Consider the following 22,181-nt stretch of genomic DNA (forward strand, 5'->3'; position numbering starts at 1 on the left):
CCCGAGCATTGGCTCGGGCGCTACATGAAATGACTCCACCGCGGACCAGCTGTAGAGCCGAGCCCATGCTCGGCTGCCTTGTTACCGCCTACGCGGCTTGCCTGCCGGGCGGAACTGCTGGCCCTTGCCTTTCTTGCCGCCGCGCTCCTGCGCGGTCTCGGCCTGGCGTACCGCCAGCTTGGCGGCAGCGGCAGCCACTTCTTCCTTCAGCTTGAAGTAGTTCAGCAACCGGCTCTCTTCGATCTCACCCGCCTCGATCGCCGCCCGCACCGCACAGCCTGGTTCCTGCTGGTGCTTGCAGTCGTTGAAACGGCACTGTGCGGCCAGCGCCTCGATGTCGGCGAAGCCACCTTCGGACAGCGTCTCTTCGCCGGTCGGCTTCAGCTCGCGCATGCCCGGGGTGTCGATCAGGCAGGCGCCCGTCGGCAACGGCATCAGCGCGCGGTGGGTGGTGGTATGGCGGCCACGCGAATCGTTGGCGCGCACCGCGTTGGTCTTCATCCGCTGCTCGCCAAGCAGGGTGTTGGTCAACGTGGATTTGCCGGCACCGGAGGAACCGACCAGCACCACCGTGCGGCCCGGGCCCAGCCACGGTTGCAGCACCGCCACACTGTCGGCATCCAGGCCGTTGATCGCATGCAGCGCGATGCCCTGCATCTCCAGCTCTTCCAGCACCGCCAGCGCATCCTCGCTGTACTCGGTCTGGTCGGCCTTGGTCAGCACCACCACCGGTTCTGCACCACCACCGCCGACCAGCAGCAGGTAGCGCTCGATGCGGCGCGGATTGAAGTCGGCATCCAGGCCGCAGACGATGAACACCGTGTCGATGTTGGCCGCGATCACCTGCTGGTGGTAGTGCTCGCCGGCGGCGCCACGCTTGATCGCGGTGCGGCGTGGCAGCAGCGCGACAATGCGGATGCCGTCCAGCAGCACCCAGTCGCCCACTGCAGGCCGCTCGTGGCTGGGGAAGCGCGGGCGCTGCCATTCCGGCAGCGATTCGGCCTTGATCGACGCATCCGGGCCATCGGCCACCACGTAGTGGGTGCGGTGCTGTTCGATCACCCGCGCCGGGCGGGCCTGCGGGTGCGCGGCCATCACGGCCTGCCAGTCGGCCTGCTGCGCCGGGCCCGGCCAGGGCCAACCGATGGTCTGCAGGGCGATGAAATCGGGGGTCTGGGTCATCGCCGCCATTCTACCTGCGCCGGCGCCCTGCCAGCCCAGCAATGACAAGCCCGGCACCCTTGCCATGCACTGCAGCAATTCCGGTAGGATGGAATCCCCATGCCTTTTGACGGCCCAGCCCCCATGTCCACCAACTCGCCCAAGCCCCTGGCCATCCGCGAGCGCCTTTCCGAAGTGCGCTACGAAATCCGCGGAGAACTGGCGCGGCGAGCCCGGGAGCTGGAGGCGCAGGGCCGCAAGCTGATCAAGCTCAACATCGGCAACCCGGGCAACTTCGGTTTCCGCGCGCCCGAGCACCTGCAGCGCGCGATCGCCGATGACATGGGCCGCACCGATCCATACACCCACCAGCAGGGCCTGCCGGTCGCACGCGAAGCCATCGCGGCGTACTACGCCCGCCGTGGCGCACCGGATGCGCACCCCGACCGTGTGTTCGTCGGCAACGGCGTCAGCGAACTGATCGACCTGTCGCTGCGCGCATTGCTCAACCCGGGCGACGAAGTGCTGGTGCCCTCACCCGACTACCCGCTGTGGTCGGCCTCGACCATCCTCAACGATGGCCGCCCGGTGTACTACCGCTGCGCCGCCGAGAACGGCTTCCAGCCGGACCCGAGCGAGATCGAGACGCTGGTGTCCTCGCGCACCCGCGCCATCGTGCTGATCAACCCGAACAACCCCAGCGGCGCCAGCTACCCGCGTGAACTGCTCGAGCGCGTGGTCGAGATCGCGCGCCGCCACAACCTGCTGCTGCTGGTCGATGAGATCTACGACCAGATCCTGTACGACGATGCGGTATTCCAGCCGGTCGCGCCGCTGGCCGGCGACCACCCGTGCCTGACCTTCAGTGGCCTGAGCAAGGTGCACCGTGCCTGCGGCTGGCGCGTGGGCTGGGCCCACCTCAGCGGCGACGACGCGCGCCTGGGCGACTTCCGCGCTGCGCTGGACCTGCTCGGCGCGCTGCGCCTGTGCGCCAACGTGCCGGGCCAGTACGCCATCGAGGCCGCAGTGAACGGCCCGGACACCATCTCCGAACTGTGCACCCCGGGCGGCCGCCTGTATGAAACCCGCCGCGCGGTGATCGAAGCCTGCGAAGCCAGTGAGCACCTGTCGCTGGTCGCGCCGGCCGGTGCGCTGTACGCGTTCCCGGCCGTGGTCGGTGCCGCCGCCAAGGGCTTCGACGACCACAACTTCGCGCTGGATCTGATGAACAATGAAGGCGTGCTGGTGGTACCGGGTTCCAGCTTCAACGTGCCCTACCGCCATCATTTCCGCGTGACCCTGCTGCCGGAAGCCTCGGTGATGCGCGATGTGTTCGCCCGCATCGACCGCGTGCTGGCCCGCCGTGCCGAGGACGCGACCAAGGTCGTACCGCTGAAGCCACGCCGTTCGGTGGCCTGAGCCGTGGCGCTGTCCTACCTGGCGCTGGGCGACTCGTACACCATCGGTGAAGCGGTTGCGGTCGAAGGCCGCTGGCCGTACCAGCTCGCCGCCGCCCTGCGTGCGCAGGATGTGGCGCTGGCCGACCCGCAGACCATCGCCACCACCGGCTGGACCACCGACGAGCTGGACGCCGGCATCGATGCGGCCGCGCCGCAGGGCCCGTTCGATTTCGTCAGCCTGCTGATCGGCGTCAACAACCAGTACCGCGGCCGGCCGCTGGACGAGTACCGCGTACAGTTCCACGCCCTGCTGCAGCGGGCGATCGGCTTTGCCGGTGGCCGCCCCGGGCGTGTGCTGGTGCTGTCCTTCCCCGACTGGGGCGCGACGCCGTTCGGTATCGGCAGCGGCCGTGACCTGGCCGCGATCGAGATCGAGACCGACGAATTCAACGCGGCCGCTGAAGTGATCTGCACCCAGCAGGGCGTGGCCTTCGTCGACATCACCGACATCAGCCGTGACCACGGTGGCGACCCGGCGATGATCGCCGACGACGGCCTGCACCCTTCAGCACGGATGTACGCGCTGTGGAGCGCGCGCGCGCTGCCGGTCGCCGCCCACCTGCTCGGCGGAACGGACTGACCCGATGGATGGCACGCCACGGAACGGCCCGCCCCTGCCCTGCACACCCTTGAGCGCCGCGCAGGCCCGCGCGATCGCCGAGGCATTCCGCCCCGCACACGCCTGGGCCAGCCGCCGCGACTACTACTACACCCGCAGCAAGCTGGGCAGCGACCCGCTGTATGACGGCGTGCTGCAGCACCTGCCTGGCGACGGGCAACCCGTGCTGGACCTGGGCTGCGGGCTGGGCCTGTTCGCCCACGTGCTGCGCCAGCGCGGTGGCTCCCAGCCCTACCGGGGCGTGGACGTGGATGCCGGCAAGATCGCCCGCGCCCAGCGTGCCGCCACCGGCCTGCCCGCTGTGCGCTTCGACTGCCTGGACGTGCAGGCGCCGCTGCCGGCGCAGGCCGGGCATGTGCTGCTGCTGGATGTGCTGCAGTACCTGGACGCGGGCCCACAGCAGGCACTTCTGCGTGAGGCCAGTATGCGGGTCGCTCCCGGCGGCCGCCTGCTGCTGCGCACGCCACTGGCCACCGGCGATGGCCGCGACCGCACCACGCGGGTGGCGGACCGGCTGGCCTGGCTGGTCGGCTGGATGGGCACGCGGCCGCGCCACTACCCCGACCCGCAGGTGCTGCAGGCGACACTGGCCGAGGCCGGATTGAAAGTGACGGCCCCGCGCCCCCTGCACGGGCGCACGCCGTTCAACAGCTGGTTGCTGGTGGCCGAACGCCCCGCGTTGTAGCGCCGAGTGCAGCATGTGCCGGCGCTACGCTACAGGATGATCGCCAACCCTTGTAGCGCCGAGCCCATGCTCGGCTGCTCCACACCACCAGGGTCCGGCGTTACGGAACCGGCAGCCGCGCCTTCAGCCCCCGCTCGTCCAGCGCCTGCAGCACGCGTTCGATGATCGCCAGGTTGTGGCCGTGGGCGGCCCCCTCATGCAGCAGCACGATGGCGCCCGGGCGCAGGTCCGGCAGCAGCCGCGACAGCACGCCCTCCGGCGTGCAGCCGACACCGTCGTAGCCACGGGCGCTCCAGCCCACGCGCACCAGTCCCAGCGCCTTCAGCACCGGCGCCACGAACGGATTGGTCATGCCCACCACCGAACGGTACCAGCGCACCGGGCGGCCGCTTACCGCCTGCAGTGCATGCTGGCAGCCCTCGATCTCGGCACGCATCGCTGCCGGGCCCAGCCGCCAGAAGCGCGCCTGCGGATGGCTGTGGCTGTGGTTGCCCAGGTCGTGGCCGCGGCGCAGGATCTCCTGCACCAGCTCCGGCTGTGCCAGCGCACGCTCGCCCACCAGGAAGAAGGTGGCGCGGGCCTGGTAGCGGTCCAGCAGGTCGAGCACCGCACGGGTCTCCGGGCCGGGACCGTCATCGATGGTCAACCAGACGCTGTTTCCGGCCTCTCCCATCCGGCTCAGCACCGGCGCGTAGAAGCGGCTGTTGGGCAGGAATACCGGCACCAGGAACAGTGCGTGGCTGGCCACCATCACGGGCAGCCCCCAGTGCCAGCCGGCCAGGGCCCAGACCAGGATCACGGCCAGCTGCGACGCCACCAGCCAGGGCAGCCAGCGCCAGGGCCGGGTCGGGATGCGATGCAATGTTCCTGCGTTGCTCATCCCCCATGATGCCATGAGGGGTAGAATTGATGATTCGAATTCCCGGAACCCCGACGTCCATGTCCCTCGATCCCGCCCTGCGTTCGCGCATCGAATCCATCCTCAACGCCAACCGCGTCGTGCTGTTCATGAAGGGCCAGCCGTCGATGCCGCAGTGCGGTTTCTCGGCCAAGGCCGTGGGCGCCCTGCAGGACCTCGGCGTCGAGTTCGCCCACGTCAACGTGCTGGCCGACCAGGAAATCCGTGAAGGCATCAAGGCCTATGGCGACTGGCCGACCATTCCGCAGCTGTACATCGACGGCGAACTGGTCGGCGGCAGCGACATCGTGCTGCAGATGGCTGCCAGCGGCGAGCTGAGCAGCGTGCTGGGCCTGGCCGCGCCGGACCGTACCCCGCCGAGCATCACCGTCACCCCGGCGGCCGTGGAAATGCTCAAGGGCGCGCTGGCCGATGCCCCGGGCGCTGCCCTGCAGCTGTCCATCGACGCCGGTTTCCAGCCGAACTTCCAGCTGGCCCCGCACGACGAAGGCGCCATCGCCGCCGAGTCCAACGGCCTGCGCGTGCAGTTCGACCTGGCCAGCGCCCGTCGCGCCAACGGCATCACCATCGACTGGGTGGACGACATCCGCGGCAAGGGCCTGGCCATCGACAACCCGAATGCGCCCAAGCCGGTGCAGGAAATCAGCGTGCGCGATGCCGACGACCTGGTGCGTGCCGGCAACATCACCCTGGTGGACGTGCGCCCGGCCGACGAGCGTGAAATCGCCGCCGTGGGCGTGCCGTTCAAGACCTTCGACGGCAACGGCCGCGCCGCGCTGGAAGCCCTGCCCAAGGACACCGCGCTGGCCTTCATGTGCCACCACGGTGGCCGCAGCGCGCAGGCCGCCGAGCAGTTCCGCGCCTTGGGCTTCACCAAGGTGTTCAACGTCACCGGCGGCATCAACGCCTGGTCGGAAGACGTCGACAACGGCGTGCCGAAGTACTGATTGAAGGCCCGGGGTCAGAGCCCTTTCCTGCGGAAAGGCGATCTGACCCCCAAAAAGGGGACGGAGGGAATTAAGTCGTTTGTGGCAAAAACGACTTAATTCCCTCCGTCCCCTTTTTCTTAGCCGGCGAAACCGCCTTCGGCCAGGTAGTCCAGTTCTTCCGGTGAGGGAATGCGACCCAGCACGGCGTTGCGGTGGGGGAAGCGACCGAAGCGGCGGATGATGTCGCGGTGCAGCTCGGCGTACTGCAGGTATTCCTTGTCGCCCAGCACGTCGAACATCGCCACCGAGCGGTCCTGGTCCAGCGGATCCTCGGAGTGCTCGAACGGCAGGTAGATGAAGGCGCGCAGCTTGGGCACCAGCTGCAGGTCCAGGCCTTCCTCGATGGCGCGCATGGCGTAGTGCCGGGCCAGGCCATCGGTGGCGTAGGAATGGGCGCTACCGCGGAAGCAGTTGCGCGGGAACTGGTCCAGCAGCAGCATCAGCGCCAGTGCGCCCTCGGCACTGCCCAGCCAGTGTTCGCGCGCGCGCGAGGCGGCTGCGAAATGCTCATCCAGGAACAACTGGCGGAACTGCGCGTCGAACGCATCATCGCGGGCGAACCACTTCGCAGGGCCCGCCTCTTTCCAGAATTCCACCACGTGCGCGGCAACGTCCATCACCTACTCCCCAGGGCCGGCGCGCCGCGCCAGGCCATCATCATCATTCGTCGAAGCGCAGGTGGCGGACCGACTTGCCGTTGCGCCGGATAAGCTTAAGCGCCTCGATACCGATCTGGATATGGTTTTCCACGAACTGGGAGCTGACCTTGGCATCGGAGGCCTCGGTCTTGACCCCATCGGGGATCATCGGCTGGTCCGACACCAACAGCAGTGCGCCGCTGGGAATGTGGTTGGCGAAGCCAGCGGCGAACACGGTGGCGGTTTCCATGTCGATGGCCATGCAGCGCATCGCCCGCAGCCGCTCCTTGAACGCCTCGTCGTGCTCCCAGACCCGGCGGTTGGTGGTGTAGACGGTACCGGTCCAGTAGTCGTGGCCGAGATCACGGATCATGGTCGAGACCGCACGCTGCAGCGCGAACGCCGGCAAGGCCGGCACTTCCGGCGGCAGGTAGTCGCCCGAAGTGCCCTCACCGCGGATCGCTGCGATCGGCAGCACCAGGTCACCCAGCTGGTTCTTGCGCTTCAGGCCACCGCACTTGCCCAGGAACAGCACCGCCTTGGGCATCACCGCCGACAGCAGGTCCATGATGATCGCGGCATTGGGGCTGCCCATGCCGAAGTTGATCATGGTGATGCCATCGATGGTGGCGCTGGCCATCGGCCGGTCCAGGCCGATGACCGGGGCGCCGGTCAGCGCGGAGAAGGTGTGCAGGTAGCCGCCGAAATTGGTCAGCAGGATATGCTGGCCGAACTGGTCCAGCGGAACGCCGGTATAACGCGGCAGCCAGTTGTCGACGATTTCCTGTTTGCTCTTCATGCCCGGTCCGGTTCTGCAGGGGCGCCATTGTAGGCAACGCTGCGCCTGCCCTGCCACACAAAGAGAAGGGGCGGCCCAACGGCCGCCCCTCCTGGTTTCCCTGCGGGAGCCGGTGGCTTAGAAACGCACCGACCAGCGCAGGTTGGCACCGTGGTCGCGGCTTTCGTCGCCGAACTGGCCGCTGTAGCCCAGTTCCAGCTGCTGCTTGGCGGTCAGCCAGGCCGAGAGGCCCAGTTCGGCCACCACCGCGCTGTCGGCGATGGGTGCACCGTTGACCACGAAGCTGTCACCGCCGGTGGCAAAGCCCAGGCGGGCCGACGGGTTGCGGTCGCCGCTGGCGTGGCGGTACGCCACCGCGCCGCGCACGTGCAACCAGCTGTCCTGCTGGAACGAGGCCTTCAGGCCCTTGTCGAAGCGCACGCCGGCCGTGGCCAGGGTGGTGCGCACGTCGTCCACCGAACCCTGCAGGGCCGCAGCACCGCCACGCTCGTTCACGTGCTTGGTGTCCACTTCCACGCGGGCCACCTGCACGTACGGCTCCAGGCCAGCCTCGCGGCCACCGAAGCGGTAGGCCGCTTCGATGAAGGCCTGGCGGGTACGCGCGTCGTAGCGGGCGCTCAGGGTGTCGCTGTAACCGGCGAACGCCAGCTCACGGGTACTGTCCACATCGTGTTCGCTCCATGCCAGGCCGCCACGCAGGCCGAAACCGCCCCAGTTGTGGCTGGCGTAGGCGCCGAAGTGGGTGTTGTCCACCTTCGACCTCGCACGGCGCCCTTCGCCCTGCTTCACGTCGGTGCGGCCGGTACCGGCCAGCACGCCCACCTGCCAGCCGCCGAACTCGCGGTCGGCACCGACCAGCAGGCCGTTGCTGTTGGCTTCGGTGCGGGCGGTGTTGGTGTTGCCATCCAGCGTGGTGCTGCCGGCCAGGGCCTGCACCCACACACCGGTGGCGTCGCCGCCTTCGGCACCCGGTGCAGCGGCACCGGCACGGCGGGCCAGCGCGGCATCACGCACGTAGCGGCTGCCTTCCAGCAGGGCCGCGCTGGTGGCGGCATGCAGTTCGCCGCTGAGGCTGTCCAGTGCGCTGCCCACCTGTTCCGGGAACAGCATGGTCAGCGGACGCGGCAGGCCCTGGTTGACCGCCAGACCGTCGACCACGGTGGCCACGGCCAACTGGTTGGCGGTGGTGGCCGCGGTAGCCAGCGCGTTGCCGCGGGTCACTTCAATGCGCGCGCCGGCGGCGGAGTAGGCCAGGCCGAACTGCAGGAAGGGCGAGAAGGCGCTGAAATCGGTGCTGGCGAACCGACCGTTCACGCCGCCGTCGGCCTGGATGAAGTTGAACTGCTCGCCCAGGTAGTAGGTGCCCGGTTCCGGCAGCGCCACCAGGGTGCCGCCCAGGGTGGCGGTGCCGGTCACGTGCAGCTGGTCGCTGCGGCTGCCCGGGGCCACCTCGGCCTGGTACACGCCAGTGGCGGTCTGCACATAGTCACCGTTGATGGTGAGCGTGCCGATGGAGTTGCCCGGAGCGATGATGCCGGCCACTGTGGTGTTTCCCAGCTGGCCCACGCCCTTCAGCGTGCCCTTTTCACCCACGAAGGTGCTGCCGCCGGTCTGCACGCCGTTGAAGGACACCACGCCGCCGGTGACGGTCAGGTCCGAGCCGTCCAGCACACCGGTGGCGGTGATGCGGCTGCTGCCGCCCAGGCTGTTCAGCGCTGTGTTCTGCAGGGTGCCGTTCAGCAGGAAGGTTCCGCCGGTCACGTCCACGGCGCTGGTCAGCGTGTTCACGCCGTCCAGTTCCAGCACGCCTTCGCGCACCACCGCGCCGTTGAAGCTGTTGTCGCCGCTCAGGCGCAGCCAGCCGATGCCGCTCTTGGTCAGTTTGCCCGGGCCGCCGATGTCATTGGTCCAGTCGTCCCATGCATCACCTTCCCACACCTTCAGGCCGCCGGCCTTCTGGTTCATCACCACTTCGGTGTCCACGCGCAGCGAGCCGTAGCCTTCGACGGCCGCAGCCAGGTTCATCAGGCCCCAGCCGTAGACATCGTCCACGCCTGCAGCACCCAGGTCGGTGGCGGTGGTCAGCAGCACGTCGCGCACCTGCGCGCTGTCCAGGTACGGGAAGCGCTCGAACAGCAGGCCCAGCGCGCCGGTGACGTGCGGGGCGGCCATGGACGTGCCGCTCAGTTCCTCGTAATCGGACGACGGGGTCTGGCTGATGATGTCCACCACCAGGTTGCCATTGTCATCGTAGAAATCACCTTCGATCACCGAATCGGGACCGTACACGGTCGAGTTGATGTTCGAGCCGGGCGCGGCGAGGCACCAGTTCGCCGCCAGGCCACAGCGCATCGAGCGGTTGCTCAGCTCCAGGTCCTGATTGACGTTGACCACGGCCAGCCAGTACGGCTCGACGTCGGCGACGGCGCGCGGCAGCGAGGCATACATGCCGGCAATCGGCGCTTCTTCCGGCGAAGTGTTGGGCGAATCGGTGTTGCCAGCGGCCCATACCTGGATCAGGCCGCTGCTGCGCGAACCTTCGGCCATCGCAGCCAGACTGGCGGCGAACACCGGGTGCGACTGGTACATGTCCAGGTCTTCCGCTGTGGTCGGCTCGTTGGCCAGGCCCCAGCTGTGGTTGATGGCGCGCACACCCTGCTCGTTCATCTGCGCATACAGCTGCGGGTAGATCGAATCGTCGGCCTGGATGGCGGCGATGGTCTGTTCGTCCAGATACAGGGAACCGCCGATATTCACCACCGACAGGTAGGTGGCGCTGTTGGAGAACAGGCGGGCCACGCTCAGGTCGGCGCCGAAGGCAACACCGTGGGTGCCGTGGCCATCACGGTTGGCGGCGATGGTGCCCGACACGTGGGTACCGTGCACGTTGTAGCTCAGGCCTTCGTAGAAGCCATTGCGCTCCAGCAGATCGGCATAGTCCGGGTCGAGCAGCTGGTAGGACACGGCCACCTGGTCACCGTCGCTGGCGAAGCAGGCGTCCGGGCCACTCAGCACTTCGCGCGCGCACAGGCTGCCATCGGCCAGCACGTCGGCCAGATGGATGCTGCGGTGGTCCTTGCCGGCGAACTCGTCGTGGTCCAGGCCGGTGCCGCTGTCGAACACGCCCAGGCGGATGCCGGTGCCGGTCAGTCCGCGTGCGTAGGCCACATCGGCGTTGATCGCCTGCAGGCCCCAGTCGCTGTTGAATTCGGTGGTGCGCCAGCTGGCGGCATCACCCGGCTTGCCCATGATGGGTTCCGGATCGACTTCCACATCGGCGGCGGCGACGGCCAGCGACGGCGAAGCGGTGAGGACCGGTGCGGCAAACGCGGCCTGCAGGCTGCGCTGGAACTGGTAACGCGACAAGGCGTCTGCGTTGCTGTCCTGGGCCAGCGCCGGCAGAGCGGCGGCCATCAGCAGCGAGCCAACAATGGCCGAGGCCAGGGGTGAGGGGAGGATCGAGCGGCGGGAAGCGGTGGAGCGATACGACGGGAAGACAATCATCTGCAGTTACGTCCTTGATTCCTTGAAATATTTCAGGTGCAGCTCCGTCATGGAGCAATGGAAAGCACACCTCACGGCGGGTCAGCGCTCGCTGTCCCACCGGTTGGTAGCGGCAGGTGTCACAAAAAATTAATGCTTCGTTCAGAATTTTTGTATAGGAAAATCCCCACCCCTGCCCCTGCCCAAGGTCACTTGGCAAGTGGTATCGACGACGGATAGCGTCGGCGGATTCACGCGTGGGTTGGGGATCTCTGCATGGCATCGATGGTGTTGCGCGCCGCTCTTGGGCTGGCGCTGGTTTCGTTGAGCACGGCACCGGCGGTGGGCGCCTCGCGCTTCGTCGCCGATCCCTACCCCAGCACCTACCGGGCGCATCCCGATGCGCCGGTGCTGATCCAGAACGCCACCGTGCTGACCGGCACCGGCCAGCGCCTGGACAACGCCGACGTGCTGCTGCGCGAGGGCCGCATCGTCGCCGTGGGCCGCCAGCTGCAGGCCGATGCCGGGGTCACCCGCATCGATGCGCGGGGCAAGTGGGTCACCCCGGGCCTGATCGACGTGCACTCGCACCTGGGCGTGTACCCCAGCCCGGGCGTCGGCGCGCACAGCGACGGCAACGAGATGACCGCACCGGTCACCGCCAATGTCTGGGCCGAGCACTCGGTGTGGCCGCAGGACCCGGGCTTCGCTACAGCCCTGGCCGGAGGCGTGACCAGCATGCAGGTGCTGCCTGGCTCGGCCGCCCTGGTCGGTGGCCGTGGCGTGACCCTGAAGAACGTGCCGGCCATCACCTACCAGGCCATGAAATTCCCGGGTGCTCCGTGGGGGCTGAAAATGGCCTGCGGCGAGAACCCGAAACGGGTTTACGGCGAAGGCAAGGGCGTCGCCCCAGCCACGCGGATGGGCAACGTTGCCGGCTACCGCGCCGCCTTCATCGATGCTGCCGACTACATCGCCAAGAACAAACCCAAGCCGGCCAAGCGCAAGGGCTGGTTCGGCAGCGACAAGGGCGACAGCGCCGGTGATGCCGGCGGCAAGCGCGATCTCAAGCTGGACACGCTGGCCGGCGCGATCGAAGGCGATATCCGCGTGCACATCCACTGCTACCGCGCCGACGAGATGGCCACCATGCTCGACCTGGCCAAGGAATTCGGCTTCAAGGTGGCGGCCTTCCACCACGGCGTAGAGGCCTACAAGCTGGCCGACCGGCTGGCCGCCGACGGCGTCTGCGGTGCGCTGTGGGCCGACTGGTGGGGCTTCAAGATGGAAGCCTTCGATGGCATTCCGGAGAACATCGCACTGGTCGACCGGCCGAAGAACAGCTGCGCCATCGTCCATTCCGATTCGCCCGAAGGCATCCAGCGCCTGAACCAGGAAGCGGCCAAGGTGATCGCCGCCGCGCGCCGCGCGCACATGCCGGAGATCACGCCCGAACATGCCATCACCTGGATGACGGCCAATGCCGCCAGAGCGCTGGGCATTGAAGGCCAGACCGGCACCCTGGAGGCCGGCAAGATGGCCGACGTAGTGGTGTGGAACGGCAACCCCTTCGGTTCCTACGCGCTGGCCGAACAGGTCTTCATCGACGGCCGCCGCCTGTACGACCGCAGTGCGCCGGCAGCGACGCCGCGTTCCGATTTCCAGCTCGGCCAGGAGGTGCACTGATGGGCGCGTTGAACAAGCGTCGCCGGGCATGGCTCGGCGCTACGGTCATGGTGCTGGCCTGCCTCTCCGCAGCCGCGCAGGCGCAGGACCTGCTGGTCCGCAACGCCACCGTACATACGGCCAGCGCGCGCGGCAGCCTGCAGCACGCCGATGTACTGGTGCAGGGCGGCATCATCCGCGCAGTCGGCAACGGGCTGTCCGCACCGGCCGGGGCCAACGTCGTCGAGGCCGATGGCCGCCCGCTGACACCCGCGCTGTTCGGGGGCATCACCGAGATCGGCATCGAAGAAGTCTCCGGTGAAGCGAGCACGGTCGACAGCACGCTGAAGATCGGCGAACAACCGTTGCGCCCCGAATTCGATGTCACCCTGGCCTACAACCCGGCCTCGGTGCTGATCCCGGTGGCGCGCCTGGACGGCATCGGCTTCACCGCCCTGGGGGCCGCCACCGGTGGCGGCTTCGTCGCTGGCCAGGGCGGTGTGATGCGGCTGGACGGCAGCGCCGATCCCCTCGGGCCGCGCGCGCTGTTCCTGCGCCTGGGGTCGGCCGCAGTGGAACTGACCGGGCATTCGCGTGCGGCGCAATGGATGCTGCTGCAGCAGATGGTGGACGAGGCGCGTGGCCAGGTCGCCGCGGACTCACCGCATGCGCTGCTGACCCCGGCCGGGCGCCGCACGCTGGGCCGCTACCTGGCCGGCCAGGGCCGCATCGTGGTGGAGGTGGACCGTGCGGCGGACATCCGCCAGCTGCTGCGCTGGGCCGCCCGCGAGAAGGTGAAGATCGCCATTGCCGGTGGCAGCGAAGCCTGGCAGCTGGCACCGGAGCTGGCCGCCGCGCAGGTGCCGGTGTTCGTCGACGTGCTGTCCAACCTGCCGGCCAGCTTCGACCAGATCGGTGCAACCCTGGAAAATGCGGCACGCCTGCAACGGGCCGGCGTGGCGGTCTCGTTCGTGCAGCGTGGCGACGCCTCGCACAACGCCCGCAAGATGCGCCAGCTGGCCGGCAATGCCGTGGCCAATGGACTGCCCTGGGCCGACGGCCTGGCCGGCCTGACCCGGGTGCCGGCGCAGGCGTTCGGTGTGGCCGACCAGATCGGCAGCATCGAGCCGGGCAAGCGTGCCGACCTGGTGCTGTGGGAGGGCGACCCGCTGGACGTGGCGCACTATGCCGAACAGGTCTGGCTGGGCGGCCGGGCGATGCCGATGCGCTCGCGCCAGACCGAGCTGCGCGATCGCTACCTGCTGCGCAACGCGCAGCCCTGACCGCATTGAAGGACACCACCATGACCACCCTGCGCTGGTATTTCGACTTCGTTTCGCCGTACTCCTACCTGCATTGGCAGAAGCTGAAGCAGCTGCCCGAGTTCCCGCGGATCCAGCCGGTGCCGATCGCCTTTGGTGCCGTGCTGCATCACCTGGGCAACCTCGGGCCGGCCGAGATTCCGGCCAAGCGCCGCTTCATCTACCGCCAGCTGCTGTGGACCGCGCAGGCCGAAGGCACACCGCTGCGGTTCCCGCCGGGCCACCCGTTCAATCCGCTGTCTGCCCTGCGCCTGTGCCTGGCCGCGGGTGGCAGCGCACAGGCGGTGGACGTGCTGTTCGACTGGATCTGGCGCGACGGCAATGCCGCCGACAGCGCCGAGGCCCTGCGCGAACCAGCCGCGCGGCTGGGGATCGAGGATGTCGCCAGCGCCATCGCGACTCCCGCGGTCAAGGAGCAGCTGCGGAGGAACACCGAGGCCGCCATTGCAACCGGCGTGTTCGGCGTGCCGACCCTGGCCATCGATGGCGAACTGTTCTGGGGCAACGACGCCCACCCACTGATGGCGGCGGTGCTGGCCGACCCGGATCTGCTGCGGCAGCCCGAATGGCAGCGCCTGGCCGAGCTTCCGGTGGCCGTGCAGCGCAGTCGCTGAACAGGGCGTGCCGCGTTTCCCTCGCGCGCCACGCCAGAATTTGAGATAGATTTCACATTTCCGAACCTACAACCGCCCTGGAGGGGGAGCCGCGGATGCGCATCGGAATCGTCGTCGACTCGGCCTGCGACCTGCCGCAGGACTTCATTGCCGAGCACAACATCGTGCTGCTGCCGATCACCGTACGGATCGGCGAAGCCGTGCTGGCCGATCATCGCGATGAGCAGGCCACCCTGAGCTTCCTGCACGCGCATGTGGCCGAACATGGCGCTGAAGCGGAAACCATCCCCTTCAGCGTCAACCAGATCCGCGACCTGTTCCTGCAGCAGCTGGTGATCGATTACGACCACGTGTTCTGCATGACCATCACCAAGACCCGCAGCCCGATCCACGACAACGCGCTGCAGGCCAGCTTCGCCATCCTCAACGATTACAAGCCGGTGCGGCAGGCAGCGGGCTACAACTCGCCGTTCGCGCTGCGCGTACTTGATACCCAGAACCTGTTCGCCGCGCAGGCCGTGACCGCGGTGGAGGCTGTCCGCCTGCGTGACAGTGGCGCCAGCGTGCAGCAGATCCGCGAACGGCTGGAAGAACTGGCCGGCAACGTGCACGGCTACATGATCACCCGCGACCTGTACTACATGCGCGCACGCGCGCGGCACAAGGGCGACCGCAGTGTCGGCCTGCTCAGCGCGGCACTGGGCAGTGCACTGGACATCAAGCCGGTGCTGCACGGCTACCGTGGCGAGACCGGGCCGGTGGCCAAGATCAAGGGCTTCGACAGCGCCGTGCAGAAGCTGTTCGCGGTGGTCGGCCAGCGCGTGCGTGCCGGGCTGATGACGCCGACGGTGTGCGTCAGCTACGGCGGCGAACTGGACGAGCTGCGCAGCCTGCCCGGCTATGCACAGATGAAAGAGGTCTGCGCCGGCCATGGCGTGACCGTGTACGAATCGGTGATGAGCCTGACCGGCATGGTCAACGTCGGCAAGGGCGCGGTCACCGTGGGATTTGCCGATGGGCCGCATCGGTTCGAATGAGCGCTGGCCACGGCAGGAATCTGCACATCGATTCCACCCCGACTGTGCCAGCCTTGCCGCACTTCAAGGAGAACTCCATGCCTGCGCAGTACCACATCAGCCTGCCCGATCCGTCCAAGGCCCGCGGCAACGACCCTGACCTGTCCTTCCATTCCCAGGGCGCCGCCGGTTTCGCCGAAGAGCTGCAGGATGCCCTGCGCAGCGGCACGCTGTTCGAACGCTGGAAGGCCAAGCAGCCCGACCCGGATGCGGTGGAACCGCAGTGGGGCGTGACCGACCCGGAGGCCACCGTGACCGGCGAGCAGAAGGACCTGCGCATCAACCTGGTCGCCACCACCCGCATCGACAGTGACGTGTTCAAGCAGCGCCTGCGCCTGCTGGCCGGCAGCCACTGGGAACTGCGCGACGTGCGTTGAGGCACCCGCCCGCCGGGCATGGCCCGGCGCTACCGTGCCCGTGTCGTGATCGACCCGGTGCCGATGACCATGCTCTGGTAGACGCCAACCTTGGTTGGCCCTCCAAAAAAGCTGCCAACCAAGGTTGGCAACTACCGACGAACCGCCGGGCATGGCCCGGCGTTTCCCCTATCGCTACCAGCCACCGCCCAGCGCGCGGTACAGCTCTACACGCGCGATCGCGGCGGCGGCCTGGCTGTTGGCCAGCGCGGCCTGGTTGTCCAGCGCGATGCGCTGGGTGGTCAGCACGTCCAGCATGTCGACCACGCCGGCCTGGTACTGCCGGCGCGCCGCCCCCAGTGCCGTCTCGCTCTCATCCACCGCCACGTGCAGCTGCACCGTGCGCTGCTGCGCGGCACTGTAGCCATCCATGGCGTCGTCCACCTCATGCCAGGCCTGCAACACGGTACGGCGGAACTGCAGGGCCGACTGTTGCTGCTGCAGCCTGCTCAGCGCGAGGTTCGCCTTCAGCCGCCCGCCCTGGAAGATCGGCAGGCTGATCGACGGCCCGATGCTGAAACGGTGCGCGTTCCAGCCATCCAGGTCATCCAGCTGCTTGGCCTGGAAGCCTGCGTCACCATTCAAGGTGATGCGCGGCAGGAAACTGGCCTTGGCCACGCCGATGCCGGCCGTTGCCGCATGCAGTGCCGCCTCGGCACGACGGATGTCCGGGCGACGCTCGGCCAGTTCACTCGGCAGACCCACCGCCACCGCTGGCAACGCCGGCCAGTCACGGCGTGCATCCTGCAGCTGCGCGTCCAGTGCCTGCGGCGGCTGTGCCAGCAGGAACGCCAGCGCATTGCGCAGCTGCGATTCGCGATGCCGCAGCGGCGCGATGCGCGCCTGCAGCGAAGCCACCTGCGCGGCCGCGCTGGACACCTGCAGCGTGCTGGCCACGCCCTGCTTCTGGCGCGCCTCGGTCAGCCGTTTGATGTCATGCGCGATGCTGAGGTTGTCCTCGGTGATCGCCAGCAGCTGCCGCGTCGCACGCAGCTGCAGGTAATCACGCGCGGTTTCCGCCAGCAGCGCGATGCGCACGGCGTGTGCATCCTCCTCGGCCATCTGCACGCGCGCGTCGGCCGCTTCCACCTGGCGCCGCACGCGGCCCCACAGGTCCAGTTCCCAGCCCAGGCCGATACCGGCCTGGAACAGCCCGTAGTCATCACGGCCGCCGTTGCCGGACGGATCATTCAGGCCCACCTCGCTGTTGCGTGCACGCACGCCACTGGCGCTCGCGCTGACGCTGGGCAGGCGATCGGCGGCGGTGATGCCGCGCGCGGTGCGACTCTGCTGCACGCGGTTGGCGGCCAGCTGCAGGTCCAGGTTGGCCGCCAGCACCTGGTGGGCCAGCTGCCCCAGCAGCGGATCGTCGAAGCCGGCCCACCAGGCGGCGTCCTGATCGATGGCGTTGCCGGCGACAGCCCCACCCCGCCAGTGGCCGGGCAGTTCCGCCTGCGGGCGTACGAAGTCCGGGCCCATCGCGCAGGCAGCCAGGGCCGTGCACAGGGTGGCCGCAACGAAGGTGCGGAACACGGTGATGGCGCTCATGCGCCCTCCCCGCGCTTGTGGCCCGGTCCGTGCTGCACGCTCTGCGCACGCGCGCGGCTGCCCAGGTCAACGCTGGCTTCCACCGACATGCCGGCACGCAGCTGGTCCAGCGGCGGCTGGCCCGGCTCCAGCACGATCTTCACCGGAATGCGCTGCACCACCTTGGTGAAGTTGCCGGTGGCGTTCTCTGGTGCGACTGCAGCAAAGGTGACGCCGGTGGCTGGTGCAATGCTGTCGATGTGCCCGCGCAGCGGCGTGCCCGGGAATACGTCCACCTTCAGTTCGACCTGCTGGCCGGCCTGCATGCGGGTCATCTGCGTTTCCTGGAAGTTGGCGACCACGAAGGCGCGCTTCAGCGGGACCACCGCAGCCACCGGCGTACCCGGGGTCAGGTAGGCACCGACGCGCACTGCGCGGCGACCGACCATGCCATCGATCGGCGCGCGCAGCACGGTGTGCGACAGATCCAGTTCGGCGCGTGCCTGTGCCGCTTCTGCACGCTGCACCGCCGCCTGTGCAGCCTGCACGCCCGCGCTGAGGATGTCGGTGCGCTGGCGTGCGGTCGACAGTGCGGCCTGGCCCTGCTGCAGATGCGCACTGGCCACGGCCTGCTTCGACTGCGCCTGCTGCGCGTTCTGCACGGTACCGGCGCCATCACGGGCCAGTTCGCGGTAACGCTGCTGGTCGGCACTGGCCAGGGTCAGTTCGGAACGGCTGACATCGACGCTGGCCCTGGCCTGCGCGATCAGCGAGTCCTGCTGGGCCAGTGCGGCCTGCGCATTGGCCAGCTGCGCACGGGCATTGGCAAGGTCGGCACGCGCAGCCTGCAGTGCCACCTGGTAGTCGCGGTCGTCGATGCGGGCAAGCACGTCACCGGCCTTCACCGACTGGTTGTCCTCTACCTCCACGGCACTGACGAAGCCGGCAATCTTCGGCGCTACCAGAGTGTAGTCGGCCACCACGTACGCATTGTTGGTGGTCTGGTGACCGCCATCGCGCAGCAGCAGCCACGCGCCGATGGCAAGGGCCAGCACGCCCAGGCCCAGGCCGGTGTTGAGAGGGGTTCGATTGATCGTCATGAGGGGTTCCTGCGAAAGGTTCAGGCCACGGCGCGTGGCGGATGGATGCGGGTGGGCATCCAGGCAATGAGGGGAATGAAGGCCAACGCCACCAGTGCGACCACCCAGTACAGGTCGGCCGAAGTCAGCGCCTGTACCTGTGCATGCAGGCGCGCGCCCAGCTGCGGGCCATCGGCCAGCCACGGTTGCTCGCCAAGGCGGTCGACCAGCACGGTGGAATGGAAATGACGGCGGCCCTGGGCGATGGCATCCAGTACGCCACCGGCGAGCACCGCAGCGAAGCCCTTGACCGTGTTGAACCAGGCCGAGGCAAACGGGCCATCCTGTGGCGCCAGGCCGCCGGTGGCCAGCATCAGCAGCGGCAGCACCGCCATCGGCTGGGCAAACACCTGCAGCAGCTGCACCCACAGGAAGTTGTCGCGGATCCAGGCCACGTCCAGGTGCGAGCCCAGCCAGCAGGCCAGTGCCAGCATCGCCAGGCCGGTGGCCTGCACCCAGCGGCAGTCCACCGCGCGGATGTTCAACAGGGCCGCCACCAGCGGCAGCGCGATCACCTGTGGCAGTGCCACCCACAGCAGCATCGGTGCGGTCTGCAGCGGCCGGTAGCCCTGCACGCTGGCCAGGAAGCCGGACGGGATCGAGATCACCGCCAGCAGCACGAACAGCACGCCACCCAGCGTGACCAGCGAGTAGCTGAGATTGCGATTGGCCAACAACTGCAGCTTGAAGAACGGCAGCGGGTGGAACCATTCGTTGATCATGAACAGCACCATCAGGCCGGCACCGCCACCGATCATCAGCGTGATCATCGGCGAATCGAACCAGTTCAGCCGCGGGCCCTGCACCAGGCCCAGCACCAGCAGCACCAGCGCCGGCAGGCCGAGCAGCAGCCCAACGCCATCGAACTGGGCGAAGCGTTCCAGCCGCAGCGGGTCCTGTGGCAGGCCCCAGCCGACCATCGCCATGGCGGCCAGGCAGTACGGCACGATCTGCCAGAACGCCCAGTGCCAGCCCACCTGCTCGACCCAGAACGCGGCCAGCGGCGTGCCCATGCTCGGGCCGAACGTCGCCGTCAACGCGTAGCCGGCCAGGCCGTACAGCTTGATGCCAGGCGGCAGGAAGCGCAGCGCCACGCTCATCAGCAACGGCGGCAGTGCACCGCCGCACAGGCCCTGCAATGCACGCAGCAGCAGGAACACCTGCAGGTTCGGGGCGAGCGGGCACAGCACGCCCAGCACCATGAAGCCACCGATCATCGCCAGCGCGAAACGGCGCAGCGAGAACGTGGCGGCACACCACGGCGCGAAGGCCATCGCGCTGACCGACATCGCGCTGTAGAGGGCGACGATCCAGCTGCCGTCGTCGACGCTGAAACCCATCGCGCCACGGATGTCGGCCAGCGCGACCTTGGTGATGTTCTCGTTGAAGCCGGACACCAGCACCGCCAGCAGCACGCCACACAGGCCGACCAGAATGCGGCGATCGAGCCCGGGGGCGGCGGCAGGACGGCGCGCTGCGGCGGCCGGGACAGCGGCGGCCGGCGCACTCATCGCCAGGCGCCGATCCGTGCAGTGCACGGCATGTTGAGGGTCATTGGAATGCGCTCAGTGAAACTCCGGGGAGCGCAGTCTAGGGAGCCGGTACCCTGTGAAAAATGGCGTCGCCGGCATCCCAGGCGTGCGTCCAGCGCACGCCTGCGGGTCTCAGCGGTGGGCGTCCTCGACGCGCTCGCACATGGTCTTGATCGAACGGCGAAGCCACTGGTGCGCGGCATCGTTGTCCAGCCGCGGATGCCAGGCCTGCACGATGGCCGCGGTACGCACCGGGATCGGCAGCGGGAACAGGCGCAGCGGCAGGCGCATGCTGACGATCCGCTCCAGCATCACGCTTGGCATCTGCGGCAGGATCAGGTCTGATTCGGCCGCCGCGAAGATCGCACCGTGGAAGGTCGGGCTGATCAGCGCCACGCGGCGCTGCAGGCCGAGCGTGGCCAGGTCATCATCGATCGGCCCACGCGGCAGGCCACGGCGCGACACCGCGATGTGGTCGCACGCGGCAAAGCGCTCTGCACTGATCTCCTCGTCGAACAGTGGATGGTCCTCGCGCGCGGCGCCCATGAACGAGGTACTGAACAGGTTCTGCACCTTGGTATCGGGCGCATGCTTGCCGGCGGTGCTGATGTACAGGTCGATCCGGCCCTGCGCCATCGCATCATCGTCGGTATCGCTCTCGGGCACGAAGCGCAGCACCGCGCGCGGTGCCTGCTGGCGGAAGATCTCGCGCAGCCGACCGCCAAATCCACCGATGAAGACATCATTGGCGCGCACGCTGAAGGTTCGCTCGAGCACGCGCATGTCCACTTCACGACCAGCGTTGAAGACGCGGTGGGCCTGCTCGATCACATCGCGGACCTGCTCGCGCAGCTGCAGCGCGCGGGGCGTGGGCGCCAGACCGCGGCCGGCACGCACCAGCACCGGGTCACCCAGCGCAGTGCGGATCCGGCCCAGGGTGCGGCTCATCGCCGGCGCGCTCAGGTTCATGCGGCGCGCGGCGGCGGCCACGCTGCATTCGTCAATCAGTACGTCCAGTGCCAGCAACAGGTTCAGGTCCGGCAGGGGCATGACAGTCTCCAGTAGATCAGATGACTCTACGGCACTTGCAACCACCGTGGATTGCGTTCGACGCATTCATTGACTGCCGCGCACGGCATGGGTGCGCGCGGTGACATCGGCGACCATCCCCGCCCTGCCAAGGAGACATCCATGTTCACTACCCTGCTGGTCGCCCTGGATGGTGGCCCCCAGCACGCACGCGTGCTGGACCTGGCCGCCGCCATCGCCGGCCCCCACAGCCGCCTGCACCTGCTGTGCGTGCTCGACCCCGAATTCGCGCTGGCGGCCGATGCCAGCGAAGCCGATCGCACCGAGTATCCGGAAGCCGCCCGCCAGCGCTCCCGCGCCGAGGCAGTATTGGCCGAAGCCCTGGCCGAACTGCGCGAGCGCGGTGTCGATGCCATCGCGCAGATCCCCTCCGGCGATCCCGGCGAAGTCATCAGCGAGCAGGCCCGGCGCCTGAAGTGCGACCTGATCGTGATCGGCCATCGCCACCTGTCCCGGCTGGAACGCCTGTTCGAACCCTCGATCGGGCAATGGACCATCGACCACGCGCCCTGTCCGGTGTTGGTGGAAACCCGCGACCCACAGCCCTAGCCACCATGGCCTCCCGTTCCCCGTTGTTTCCCACCCGGGTCAACTACCGCACCTTCGGTCGACAGTTCGGCCGGGGCGAACAGGCGCTGCTGGGCGCGATACGGCAGTTGCGCGACCCCGATCTGCAGGCCGATGGCCTTGCCCAGCTGAGCGGACTCGGGCTTGGCCAGGAGGGCTGCGACGCCTTCATCGGCCTGCTGCCGCTGCTGGCCACCCCCGCCGCTCCGATCGATCTGCTACCGGCCGGCTCTCCCTTCATTGCCGCCAGTGAACTGGACCTGCTGGTCTGCCTGCTGCGCATCGCGCAATGGCGGCATGCACGGCCCCGCGAGGACGACTCGCTGGCACCGTTGCGCCAGCAGCTGGCGCGCTGTGCAATGGCCGTGCAGGCGGCAAACCTGCCGTTGCGGCAGCGCTCGTTGTCACCGGTCGGGCTGAGGCTGCTCGATCCGACCGGCTGGTTGCGGCAGCGATAAGCCGTCGCGCCCCCCGTGTGATC

The 22,181-nt window shown here is 68.4% G+C and carries 20 protein-coding genes; 11 read left to right on the plus strand and 9 right to left on the minus strand.

Translation table 11 applies throughout. From position 1 onward, the window contains the following. Positions 1–81: 81 nt before the first annotated feature. A complete protein-coding gene (gene rsgA / locus AC5P7F_RS04905) occupies positions 82–1,191 on the minus strand; it encodes a ribosome small subunit-dependent GTPase A (protein ID WP_032956568.1) in 1,110 nt (369 codons plus the stop codon). A gap of 114 nt (positions 1,192–1,305) precedes the next feature. On the opposite strand from rsgA, the gene AC5P7F_RS04910 reads away from it, so the two are divergent. Genes AC5P7F_RS04910 through AC5P7F_RS04920 form a run of 3 tightly spaced genes read left to right on the plus strand, consistent with a single transcriptional unit; the run spans position 1,306 to position 3,925 of the window. Then, positions 1,306–2,580 (plus strand): pyridoxal phosphate-dependent aminotransferase, encoded by a 1,275-nt coding sequence (locus AC5P7F_RS04910; protein ID WP_046432453.1) that lies wholly within the window; start codon positions 1,306–1,308, stop codon positions 2,578–2,580. A 3-nt stretch (positions 2,581–2,583) separates the two neighbouring features. After that, positions 2,584–3,201, plus strand: coding sequence for an SGNH/GDSL hydrolase family protein (locus AC5P7F_RS04915; RefSeq protein WP_053495757.1), 618 nt, complete (start codon positions 2,584–2,586; stop codon positions 3,199–3,201). A 4-nt stretch (positions 3,202–3,205) separates the two neighbouring features. Beyond that, the gene (locus tag AC5P7F_RS04920) at positions 3,206–3,925 is read left to right on the plus strand and encodes a class I SAM-dependent methyltransferase (RefSeq protein WP_046432455.1); all 720 of its coding nucleotides are present in this window, start codon (positions 3,206–3,208) and stop codon (positions 3,923–3,925) included. Between the two features lie 100 nt (positions 3,926–4,025). On the opposite strand, the gene AC5P7F_RS04925 is transcribed toward AC5P7F_RS04920, so the two are convergent. Then, positions 4,026–4,805, minus strand: a complete 780-nt coding sequence (locus AC5P7F_RS04925) for a polysaccharide deacetylase family protein (protein ID WP_032956574.1) — start codon at positions 4,803–4,805, stop codon at positions 4,026–4,028. Positions 4,806–4,864: 59 nt separating this feature from the next. Here AC5P7F_RS04925 and grxD point away from each other — a divergent pair, with 59 nt between their 5' ends. Beyond that, complete coding sequence (gene grxD, locus AC5P7F_RS04930) at positions 4,865–5,791, plus strand: Grx4 family monothiol glutaredoxin (RefSeq protein WP_032956577.1); 927 nt, start codon at positions 4,865–4,867, stop codon at positions 5,789–5,791. A gap of 119 nt (positions 5,792–5,910) precedes the next feature. On the opposite strand, the gene AC5P7F_RS04935 is transcribed toward grxD, so the two are convergent. The 3 genes from AC5P7F_RS04935 to AC5P7F_RS04945 all read right to left on the minus strand — a co-directional run bounded on the left by AC5P7F_RS04935 (position 5,911) and on the right by AC5P7F_RS04945 (position 10,774). Then, on the minus strand, positions 5,911–6,450 hold the full coding sequence (locus AC5P7F_RS04935) for a DUF924 family protein (RefSeq protein ID WP_014648372.1): 540 nt from the start codon (positions 6,448–6,450) through the stop codon (positions 5,911–5,913). A 43-nt stretch (positions 6,451–6,493) separates the two neighbouring features. After that, entirely contained in the window at positions 6,494–7,270 is a 777-nt protein-coding gene (locus tag AC5P7F_RS04940; protein ID WP_005419211.1) for an AMP nucleosidase, read from the minus strand. Positions 7,271–7,387: 117 nt separating this feature from the next. After that, positions 7,388–10,774, minus strand: coding sequence for an autotransporter domain-containing protein (locus AC5P7F_RS04945; protein ID WP_164077736.1), 3,387 nt, complete (start codon positions 10,772–10,774; stop codon positions 7,388–7,390). Between the two features lie 255 nt (positions 10,775–11,029). On the opposite strand from AC5P7F_RS04945, the gene AC5P7F_RS04950 reads away from it, so the two are divergent. The 5 genes from AC5P7F_RS04950 to AC5P7F_RS04970 all read left to right on the plus strand — a co-directional run bounded on the left by AC5P7F_RS04950 (position 11,030) and on the right by AC5P7F_RS04970 (position 15,807). Beyond that, on the plus strand, positions 11,030–12,439 hold the full coding sequence (locus AC5P7F_RS04950) for an amidohydrolase (RefSeq protein WP_481462538.1): 1,410 nt from the start codon (positions 11,030–11,032) through the stop codon (positions 12,437–12,439). After that, positions 12,439–13,701, plus strand: coding sequence for an amidohydrolase family protein (locus AC5P7F_RS04955; RefSeq protein WP_014648375.1), 1,263 nt, complete (start codon positions 12,439–12,441; stop codon positions 13,699–13,701). Before AC5P7F_RS04950 ends, AC5P7F_RS04955 begins: the two co-directional genes overlap by 1 nt. A gap of 20 nt (positions 13,702–13,721) precedes the next feature. Beyond that, positions 13,722–14,354: a DsbA family protein gene (locus AC5P7F_RS04960; protein ID WP_164077735.1), complete on the plus strand. Its 633-nt coding sequence runs from the start codon at positions 13,722–13,724 to the stop codon at positions 14,352–14,354. A gap of 95 nt (positions 14,355–14,449) precedes the next feature. After that, positions 14,450–15,391 (plus strand): DegV family protein, encoded by a 942-nt coding sequence (locus AC5P7F_RS04965; protein ID WP_032956590.1) that lies wholly within the window; start codon positions 14,450–14,452, stop codon positions 15,389–15,391. 77 nt (positions 15,392–15,468) lie between these two features. Then, positions 15,469–15,807, plus strand: coding sequence for a hypothetical protein (locus AC5P7F_RS04970; protein WP_005410998.1), 339 nt, complete (start codon positions 15,469–15,471; stop codon positions 15,805–15,807). Between the two features lie 174 nt (positions 15,808–15,981). Here the strand turns inward: AC5P7F_RS04970 and AC5P7F_RS04975 are convergent, their stop codons facing one another. From AC5P7F_RS04975 to AC5P7F_RS04990, 4 genes are all read right to left on the minus strand, one after another. After that, positions 15,982–17,394, minus strand: a complete 1,413-nt coding sequence (locus AC5P7F_RS04975; protein WP_164077734.1) for an efflux transporter outer membrane subunit — start codon at positions 17,392–17,394, stop codon at positions 15,982–15,984. Next, the gene (locus AC5P7F_RS04980) at positions 17,391–18,473 is read right to left on the minus strand and encodes an HlyD family secretion protein (RefSeq protein WP_164077733.1); all 1,083 of its coding nucleotides are present in this window, start codon (positions 18,471–18,473) and stop codon (positions 17,391–17,393) included. Before AC5P7F_RS04980 ends, AC5P7F_RS04975 begins: the two co-directional genes overlap by 4 nt. A 20-nt stretch (positions 18,474–18,493) precedes the next feature. Then, entirely contained in the window at positions 18,494–20,023 is a 1,530-nt protein-coding gene (locus tag AC5P7F_RS04985) for an MFS transporter (protein WP_164077732.1), read from the minus strand. Between the two features lie 153 nt (positions 20,024–20,176). Next, the gene (locus AC5P7F_RS04990) at positions 20,177–21,094 is read right to left on the minus strand and encodes a LysR substrate-binding domain-containing protein (protein ID WP_164077731.1); all 918 of its coding nucleotides are present in this window, start codon (positions 21,092–21,094) and stop codon (positions 20,177–20,179) included. 141 nt (positions 21,095–21,235) lie between these two features. Between AC5P7F_RS04990 and AC5P7F_RS04995 the strand changes: the two genes are divergently transcribed. Further along, positions 21,236–21,682 carry a universal stress protein gene (locus tag AC5P7F_RS04995; RefSeq protein WP_049408788.1) on the plus strand — a complete coding sequence of 149 codons (447 nt, stop codon included), beginning with the start codon at positions 21,236–21,238 and terminating at the stop codon, positions 21,680–21,682. Between the two features lie 5 nt (positions 21,683–21,687). After that, entirely contained in the window at positions 21,688–22,158 is a 471-nt protein-coding gene (locus AC5P7F_RS05000; protein ID WP_164077730.1) for a hypothetical protein, read from the plus strand. The last annotated feature ends 23 nt before the right edge of the window (positions 22,159–22,181 follow it).

This window comes from Stenotrophomonas sp. YJH_SMC_105-26 (assembly GCF_059368915.1).